Genomic DNA, 7,892 nt, shown 5'->3' with positions numbered 1-7,892 from the left:
CGTAGCCATGTCGTTCTGTGAGCCAAGGAGTTGAGTGTTATAGTTGTCTTCCTAAGACCGCTTGGCCTCCGACTTACAGCTGCAACAGGTCTTGCTGAACCTGATTCTGAATGCGGCCGAAGCAATGGGTTCGGCCGAGGAGAGGGCAAGAGAGTTGTCGATCAGCACCCAACAAGACCGGCGAGGCGTTCTCGTGGCGGTGCGCGATTCCGGGCCTGGCATTGATCCGGAGCATCTCGATCGTGTCTTCGACGCCTTCTATTCCACCAAATCCAGTGGAACAGGGATGGGGCTGTCGATATGCCGATCCATCATCGATGCTCACGGCGGCAAGCTGTGGGCGGAAGCGAACGAGCCTCGGGGCGCCGTATTTCAGTTCACCATGCCGACGGCGCAAGAGGACTCATGAATTCCCTTCGATTGGCGTGCCCGGCCGCAGAGCCGAACGCAGACATCGTTCAAGATGGTTGTCGTCCACCGGCTTACTGAGGTAGCAAACGACCCCGTCCCTTAGAGCCCGATCCCGAACGATTTCATCGGGGTACGCGGTAACGAGGATCGTCGGGATCGCGTACCCTGCATCGACCAAATGCCTGTGCAGCTCGATTCCAGTCATTCCGGGCATGTGAACGTCGGAGATCAAGCAGGTTGTTTCCGGCAAAAAGCGTGACGCCAGGAAATCGGCTGCTGACGGAAACGCTTCGACAGTGTAGCCCATCAGCACTACGAGCTTTCGCACTGACTCACGATAGAGCTGATCATCGTCGACGATGGATATCAATGTTCGGTTCAACATTGCCGGTTCCACGCACGTTCGTCGCTCCACTACCCTGGCGGCATTACCTCGCGCCTGCATGCAATTTCTAGTGTCCGGGAACTTCCCGAATAATGCAATGACCGCGCCTGTAAGCGATGGCTTAGGGTTCCGGCTATCCGCTTAGGCCTGTTCATCTCGGCTGAGTGTGCGTAGAATGACGCGGGAATAGCAAAATGCGCTTCCCTACGCAGGATACCGAGAATGGGTGAGGCAAATCCCAGTGTCTTGGTTATCGATGACGACCCCGAGTTTCGCGACTCGGTCGTGCGGCTGTTGCGGACAGTCGGCTTACCTGCCCGACAATTTTCGTCTGTTCCCGATTTTCTCAAGGCCGATCCGCCGGACGGTCCCACTTGCCTGGTGCTCGACGTGAGAATGCCGGGGCGAAGCGGTCTTGAGCTTCAGCGCGACCTTGTCGCCGCAAACAGGCAAGTGCCGATCATCTTCATCACAGCGCACGCCGACGTGCCGATGACCGTGCAAGCGATGAAGGGCGGTGCGATAGAGTTCCTTACAAAGCCATTCCGTGATCAGGATCTGCTTGACGCCATCCAGGCTGGCCTCGCTCGCGATCGTGCCCGTCGAGAGAGTGATAGCGCATTGGCTGCCCTCAAGGAGCGTTTAGACATGCTCAGCTCCCGCGAGCGTGAAGTCATGCTCGGCGTCGTGGCCGGTCGCCTAAACAAACAGATTGCCAACGATATCGGAATCGCCGAATCCACGGTGAAGGTGCATCGCGTGAACCTGATGCGGAAGATGAAGGCACGTTCGCTTCCCGAGCTCAGCCGGATGGCGGACCTTCTCAATATAAGACTACAGCAGCCGGAAAACTCCTGAGCCGGAAAGGCTTGCTCAGCGTTTTCGTGTGAGGGCGCTATCTATAAGCGCAGCTTGCGTCTACCGCATTTGCTGCGCCGCTCCCCTCCCCTGAGTGCCCATCCGGCTAACGGATTCGGGGCACGAGGATTACGGACTCGCTTCTAAGCGATCGCTTAGCACAGGCAGCCACAAGCGAACCTCACAGTACCTGCCGCGCAATCGACCGCAGCGGATCAAGTCATCAAAATGCGACCGTTGACAGTCACGGAGGTCGCCTTCCCCCTCTTGGTGAACAACCACTAGCGCCGAGTTCGGACGGGGCGACGCAAGGCTCGTCAGTATGGACAGCAGCATGTTGACGGAGAAAAGAACAACCCATGGAGCTTCATCAAGTTCGCTACTTCCTCGCCGTCGCGTCCACGCTCAACTTCACCCGCGCGGCCGAACAATGCAATGTCACGCAGCCCGCGTTGACCAAGGGAGTGCAGAAGCTCGAGCAGGAACTCGGCGGCCAGTTGATCTACCGCGAACGCGAGCTGACGCAGCTCACCGACCTTGGGAAGGAAGTCCTTCCGATGCTGGCGCGCACACTGGCCTCGGTAGAGACGGCGCGTCGCAGAGCCAAGGAGTTCCAACGCAAGGAGGTCGCGCCACTGAAGATCGGCCTCGCCCCCTCTATCTCGGCGTCGCTCGTCCTCGATCTGATCGCGGAGATCGCAAAGTTCGTCCCTGGACTTCGCGTCGAGCTGCGCGAGGGAGCAGCGGAGAAGCTCCTCGATCTCTTGCTTGAGGGGGAGATCAACACCGCAATGGTCGGGGACGTGCTGGACATGCCTGCCCGCATCGACGACTGGTTGCTGTTCGAGGAGCGCTACGTCGCCGTTCTCGCGCCGACACACCATCTCGCAAACCGTCCCTCGATCGGCATCGACGACCTCCGCGAGACGGTCTTGCTAGAACGCGCCGGATGCGACGTCGCCCCGAAGATCCAAAGGTCGTATTTCCTCGAGGAATCGCCCCACCTGGGCCACTGCAGCGGTCACGACTTGCACTTGCAGCACATGGCCGCGGCTGGCTTCGGCGTGATACTCGCGCCCGAGCACATGCCGCGCCTTCCGACGCTCAAGACCATTCCGCTCGAAGGCGACCCGGTTTCGCGGGAGGTGCGGCTGCTGGCTGTGCAGGGCCGCCGCTACTCGCCGGCGCTGGAGGCTTTCATCAAGGTCGCGCGTTTTCGCGACTGGTCGGTCGAAGTCCCTTAGCAGGGCGTGCTGCACGCAACGCTCCCGGAGGTGGCGAGCGCTCCCGCATGCCACGATACGCACGTCGGTGGCCAACCGCTTCCAGCCAATCGACCGGCCGGGGCCCTTGCGTCACAGTGGCGTGGTCGGCGAGCGTAGCGCTATGCAATCCATTCCCGATCGTTATTTCGCGGAGGCCACGGCGTGCGATAGCGTCGGAGTCATCGCGACAACGCAGCAGGACGAGGAACAGGGAATGACGAAGGCGACTTGGAACGGTGTGACGATTGCGGAGTCGGATAAGACGGTCGTCGTCGAGGGAAATCACTATTTCCCGCCCGGGAGTGTCCGCAAGGAATTCCTACAGCGGAGTTCGAAGACGAGCCGCTGTCCGTGGAAGGGTATGGCGAGGTACTACTCATTAGTGGTGGACGGAAAGACCAACGAGGACGCCGCGTGGTACTACCCGGAGCCGTCGACGGCAGCCGCGAACATCAAGGACTACGTGGCTTTCTGGAACGGAGTTGACGTCAGGTAGTGCGCGACGACGACCGCCGGGCACGACGCGCGCCAGCAACCGAGCGAGAATGAGCTTGCCGGCGCCTGGTACCACGGGCGCGCCATCGCGGAGACCGCCGCGAAACTCCACGGCTGAACGACGCGATCAGAACGCGACGGGGCACTGGCCGAGTCGGCCCCGCAATCGAGCGGAATGGGTTGCTAGTAGTGTGGAAGAGAAGGTGGAAGACCAGGATAGCATGGAACAGGTTGAGCACGACCTGCTCGCCGACCTCAGGCGAGCGCGCCGTTCGCTTCGGCTTCAGGCCATGGATGAGCCCCCGGCGGTTGCACGCCTGACGCCGGGGCAAAGCATAGCGGACGCGGTCGCCACCGTCATGGGATCGTGGAGCTTCATCATCGTCCAGAGCGCGATCCTGATCGTCTGGATAACCGCCAACCTTGTGGGCGCGATCAGGGGCTGGGACCCCTACCCGTTCATTCTTCTCAATCTCGCGCTTTCGTTCCAGGCCGCCTACGCGGGGCCGGTCATCATGATGAGCCAAAACCGGCAGCAGGACATCGATCGCAAGGCCGCAGAGAAGGACTACCGCATCAACGTGAAGGCGGAGCTCGAGATAGAGTTGCTGCACGAGAAGATCGACCAACTCCGCGAGCGGGAAGTCCTGAAGCTCACCGAGGCCGTGAGGGGGCTGACCGAGCTGCGGCAGCAGTCGGCCTCGCGCGCACGAGAATCCGACTCAGAAGGCGGACGGCCGTCATAACGCACGGCTATCGACTTCATGGCATGACGTCATTTCCCATTCGCCGCGCGAAATTCCATGCTTCGCAGTACGTTGTGAGCGGCAACCTTTCGCCGCCACTGCGAACTCGAACAAGAGTCCAACAACAGGAGCTACAGAATGTCAGTCCAGCAGCCGGTTCTCACGCCGCCCCACGGCGGCGAGACGGTGACCTCGAGCGGAGGCTCGAGCGTCGAGATCAAAGTGGAGAGCAGCCAGTCCGGAGGCGAATATGGCACAGTCATGTGGACATTGCGGGCCGGAGAGGAGCCGCCGCTGCACACCCACTCGCGCGAGGACGAGCTACTCTATGTGGTGCAGGGGAAACTAATCGCGCAAGTCGGCGATGCCCGTGTCGAGGTGGGGCCGGGCGCCTACGCGGCTCTCCCCCGCGGTGTGCCGCATACGATCGAGGTGGTCGGCGACCAGGCGACCTTGCTGCTCAGCTTCGTGCCAGGTGGACTGGAGCGCTTCTTGGTCCCACGGAAAGGCGAGCAGCCCGATCCGGCCGCTTTCGGCCTGACGTTCCCCTAGCGACTGGGACCCGCGGCGCGCGGCGTTCGTGACCGTGCGCCCGCGCGGGCCCGGGCGCCGGCCGCTCGCACCGCGCCAGATGATTGATTCCACGCGCCGGCACGGAGGAAATCCACCATGGTCACTCGCGGTTTCACAGGCCGCCAATCCGGATCCGAACCATCGGACCGGATTCCCCCGGGGCAGCACCTCGTCGACAATTTCCCGGTGCTTACGGCCGGCCCCACGCCGCAGATCGAGCCCGCGGACTGGACTTTCACGCTAAAGGTCGGCCCTCGTCCGGTCAAAGCGTGGAGCTGGTCGGGGTTCAACGCGCTCCCTCGAACCAGAATGACGCGAGACATCCACTGTGTGACCTCGTGGTCGAAGCTCAACACCGCCTGGGAGGGCGTGGCCGTCGACGACATCCTCGCCGACGCTGGCCTTACCGCACCCACTCCGTTTGCGCTCGCACATTGCTACGACGGATACTCCACCAACGTGCCACTCGCGGACCTCACGACGGGGAAGGCGATGGTCGCGCTCAGGTACGAAGGCGAGCCGCTGCCGCGTGACCACGGGGGACCGGCGCGCCTGCTCGTGCCACATCTCTACTTCTGGAAGTCGGCGAAGTGGGTGAACGGGCTTCAGTTCACGGAGCGTGACGAGGCCGGCTTCTGGGAGTTGCGAGGGTACCACATGTACGGCGATCCGTGGCATGAGCAGCGATACACGAATGACTGAAGCGATTGCCGCAACCGCGCAATGGCAGAGCTGCGCGATTGTCGAGATTGCGACGAGGACGCCGGCTATCAAAAGCTTCTTTCTCCGCCTTTCCGAAACGTTCGACCATACGGCCGGACAGCACGTTGACGTGCGGCTGACCGCGCCCGACGGCTACACTGCCATGCGCAGCTACTCGATCGCCTCGGCCCCGAGCGATTCCAAGGTGATCGAGCTGGCGATCGAGCGCCTCCCGGACGGCGAGGTCTCCCCGTTCTTCCACGACGTCGCCCAAGTAGGCGACATGATCGAGCTACGCGGGCCGCTCGGCGGACACTTTCTCTGGCCGGGGCCTTCCAACAAGCCAGTGCTCTTGATCGGCGCCGGCTCCGGCGTCGTGCCGCTCATGGCCATGATCCGGTATCGGAAGGCCAGCGGCGAGCCGGTGCCTGTCGCGCTGTCGCTCTCCTCCAGGACCTGGGGTGACGTGCTGTTCAGGGACGAGCTCCTCGAGCTGGAGAGCTCGCTTCCCGATTTCGCGCTCGCCTTGGCGCTGACACGCGAGCCTGCGACGCGCCGCACCGACTTCAGCAGGCGGATCGACGCCAGAATGGTGGCTGACGTCGCGGCACGGCTGCCTATGTCTCCCGGCTGCGCCTTCGTGTGCGGGCCGAACGCCTTCGTCGACATCGCGGCGGACGCCGCCCTCGCCTTGGGACTGGAAGCGAGGGCGATCAAGACCGAACGCTACGGCGCTTGAGAGACGACCTCCTCTCGCTTTGCGAGAGGATAGTTTTCGCAAATGCCAGATTATCCGCGCGGCCTGTGGCGATGGTCGCGCCGAATGCAAGAAGACGCAACAGTGAACGAAACAGGAGCCGCGTGGATGCTGTCCAAAACGATCGATGATGACAGCTTGAAGGTCTTCTGCCGTGAAGAGCGCGCCTAGCCTGGGCAATTCGACATCGAAATCGACTGCGTCGCACACTCTAAGAGCGGGATACGAACATGTTTTCAGTGATTTTTGAAGTTCTCCCAAGTAAAGAGAACTGGAATGACTACCTCGACAACGCCAAAATGCTGCGCCCCGAGCTGGAGCAGGTCGAGGGCTTCGTCGACAACGTCCGCTACAAGAGCCTGACCCGCGAGGGCTGGATCCTTTCGGTTTCGAACTGGCGGGACGAAAAGTCGCTCGTCCGCTGGCGCACCCGCATGCGCCATCACGAGGTTCAGCAGAAGGGCCGCGACGAAATCCTCGCTGACTACCACCTGCGAGTCGGCCAGATCACTGCTGACAATCAAGTGCCTCCGGGGTGCGCCCTCACGGAGCAGAGGCTCGACGAGACCGAAGTCGGGGACGGAACGACGGTCACGCTGATCAACGCGACTCGCCCCGCGGAGTGGAAGCAGACCAACAACCCTTACGATTGCGCCGAGTGGCTCGGCTTGAATCCGTGGGCCGCCGACAGCACGTCCTGGGACATCTTCGACGCCATACTTACGCCCGGCGAGCTGATTCTCCTCGTGTCCTGGAAGGACGCCGATGCAGCGCAGGCCTACGAGGACGCTTCCGGGCCGAATGATAAGGCAAGGGTCCGTAGAGTGCGGATCGTGCGCGACTACGGGAAATACGACCGTCGCGAGGCGCCTCAGTACTACGCAGACGCCAAAGGCGGCGAGACCCTCCACGCCTGACACCGCTCCGGAAAGCACGATGACGAATTCGAACGACGATAGAGCCCCTCGCCCACAGGCTGAGGTGGCCGGAGACCTTGACGGTGCTGGCACCCTTAACGGCCGTGCCGGCGCATCGGTGTTTTCGATCGGCGGCCCCGACGGCAGGGGCGGCACGGCGGCGGGAGCTAACCCCTACGAGTTGTTAAGCGCTTCGCTCGCCGCGTGCACAGCGATGACGATACGGCTGCAGGCGCGAAGGCGGAGAATCCCGTTATCCCACGTCGAGGTAGCCGTGTCGTATCACCATGGCGGGGATGGCGGCCGCGATTCCTTCGAGCGCTCCATCAGGCTCGAAGGAAACCTTGGCAACGAGGCGCGCGCGCAACTGATGCAGGCTGCGAACATGTGTCCCGTCGGGCGAACGCTCGGCCTTAGCGCCGACATCCGCACGAACGATAACGTCGGCGTCGGGCCAGCGGCAAGCTATGACGACGACTTGAGCGAGCTTTCGATCCCGTACATCGACCCCGACTAGTGTGCCGCGAGATAGTCCGCGAGCCCACGGCGTTGTTGCGCTCGGTATCGTGCGCGCCGAAGAGCAGCGTGACTTCGCCCGTCGATACAAGATCCGTCAGGTGCTCGACTGCGGCGTGATTGGCGCGGAGTTCCTCGAAGTATCGCCTGTGACACTCGCGCCCGCGCTTCGGGTCACGGCCAGACCAGGTCCTGAGAGCCTGACTGAAAAATGGGTGAGTGATCTCAGTGGGGTGTGATTCCATCGGATTTGCAAAGATTCGAGGG

The 7,892-nt window shown here is 62.2% G+C and carries 12 protein-coding genes and 2 pseudogenes; 12 read left to right on the top strand and 2 right to left on the bottom strand.

Going from position 1 to position 7,892, the window contains the following annotated elements:
- Positions 1-73: 73 nt before the first annotated feature.
- A pseudogene (locus Q2M23_RS42720) lies at positions 74-409 on the top strand (ATP-binding protein); the annotation flags it as partial.
- Here Q2M23_RS42720 and Q2M23_RS42715 read toward each other — a convergent pair.
- Positions 404-796 carry a response regulator transcription factor gene (locus Q2M23_RS42715; RefSeq protein WP_316399378.1) on the bottom strand — a complete coding sequence of 131 codons (393 nt, stop codon included), beginning with the start codon at positions 794-796 and terminating at the stop codon, positions 404-406. The pseudogene Q2M23_RS42720 and the gene Q2M23_RS42715 overlap by 6 nt on opposite strands.
- Positions 797-1,018: 222 nt before the next feature.
- Between Q2M23_RS42715 and Q2M23_RS42710 the strand changes: the two genes are divergently transcribed.
- The 11 genes and pseudogenes from Q2M23_RS42710 to Q2M23_RS42660 all read left to right on the top strand — a co-directional run bounded on the left by Q2M23_RS42710 (position 1,019) and on the right by Q2M23_RS42660 (position 7,626).
- Entirely contained in the window at positions 1,019-1,654 is a 636-nt protein-coding gene (locus Q2M23_RS42710; protein WP_316399377.1) for a response regulator transcription factor, read from the top strand.
- Between the two features lie 359 nt (positions 1,655-2,013).
- On the top strand, positions 2,014-2,898 hold the full coding sequence (locus Q2M23_RS42705) for a LysR family transcriptional regulator (protein WP_316399376.1): 885 nt from the start codon (positions 2,014-2,016) through the stop codon (positions 2,896-2,898).
- A 235-nt stretch (positions 2,899-3,133) separates the two neighbouring features.
- Entirely contained in the window at positions 3,134-3,415 is a 282-nt protein-coding gene (locus Q2M23_RS42700) for a DUF427 domain-containing protein (RefSeq protein ID WP_316399375.1), read from the top strand.
- 3 nt (positions 3,416-3,418) lie between these two features.
- A pseudogene (locus Q2M23_RS42695) lies at positions 3,419-3,532 on the top strand (NAD(P)H:quinone oxidoreductase); the annotation flags it as partial.
- A 103-nt stretch (positions 3,533-3,635) separates the two neighbouring features.
- Positions 3,636-4,160: a DUF1003 domain-containing protein gene (locus Q2M23_RS42690; RefSeq protein ID WP_316399374.1), complete on the top strand. Its 525-nt coding sequence runs from the start codon at positions 3,636-3,638 to the stop codon at positions 4,158-4,160.
- A gap of 138 nt (positions 4,161-4,298) precedes the next feature.
- The gene (locus Q2M23_RS42685; protein WP_225648529.1) at positions 4,299-4,712 is read left to right on the top strand and encodes a cupin domain-containing protein; all 414 of its coding nucleotides are present in this window, start codon (positions 4,299-4,301) and stop codon (positions 4,710-4,712) included.
- 117 nt (positions 4,713-4,829) lie between these two features.
- Positions 4,830-5,435, top strand: coding sequence for a sulfite oxidase-like oxidoreductase (locus Q2M23_RS42680; protein WP_316399373.1), 606 nt, complete (start codon positions 4,830-4,832; stop codon positions 5,433-5,435).
- Positions 5,428-6,174, top strand: a complete 747-nt coding sequence (locus Q2M23_RS42675; RefSeq protein ID WP_316399372.1) for a ferredoxin reductase — start codon at positions 5,428-5,430, stop codon at positions 6,172-6,174. Before Q2M23_RS42680 ends, Q2M23_RS42675 begins: the two co-directional genes overlap by 8 nt.
- A gap of 42 nt (positions 6,175-6,216) precedes the next feature.
- Positions 6,217-6,363: a hypothetical protein gene (locus Q2M23_RS42670; protein WP_316399371.1), complete on the top strand. Its 147-nt coding sequence runs from the start codon at positions 6,217-6,219 to the stop codon at positions 6,361-6,363.
- A gap of 59 nt (positions 6,364-6,422) precedes the next feature.
- Positions 6,423-7,109 carry an antibiotic biosynthesis monooxygenase gene (locus Q2M23_RS42665; protein WP_316399369.1) on the top strand — a complete coding sequence of 229 codons (687 nt, stop codon included), beginning with the start codon at positions 6,423-6,425 and terminating at the stop codon, positions 7,107-7,109.
- Positions 7,110-7,128: 19 nt separating this feature from the next.
- Entirely contained in the window at positions 7,129-7,626 is a 498-nt protein-coding gene (locus tag Q2M23_RS42660; protein ID WP_316399367.1) for an OsmC family protein, read from the top strand.
- Here the strand turns inward: Q2M23_RS42660 and Q2M23_RS42655 are convergent.
- The gene (locus tag Q2M23_RS42655; protein WP_316399379.1) at positions 7,523-7,870 is read right to left on the bottom strand and encodes a DUF488 family protein; all 348 of its coding nucleotides are present in this window, start codon (positions 7,868-7,870) and stop codon (positions 7,523-7,525) included. The genes Q2M23_RS42660 and Q2M23_RS42655 overlap by 104 nt on opposite strands.
- Positions 7,871-7,892 lie beyond the last annotated feature (22 nt).

The sequence above is a fragment of the Bradyrhizobium sp. 33ap4 genome (assembly GCF_032654765.1).
GTDB lineage: Bacteria > Pseudomonadota > Alphaproteobacteria > Rhizobiales > Xanthobacteraceae > Bradyrhizobium > Bradyrhizobium australafricanum.
Note: the sequence above shows the minus strand (reverse complement) of the source record. Positions and strands in the feature narration are given on the sequence as shown.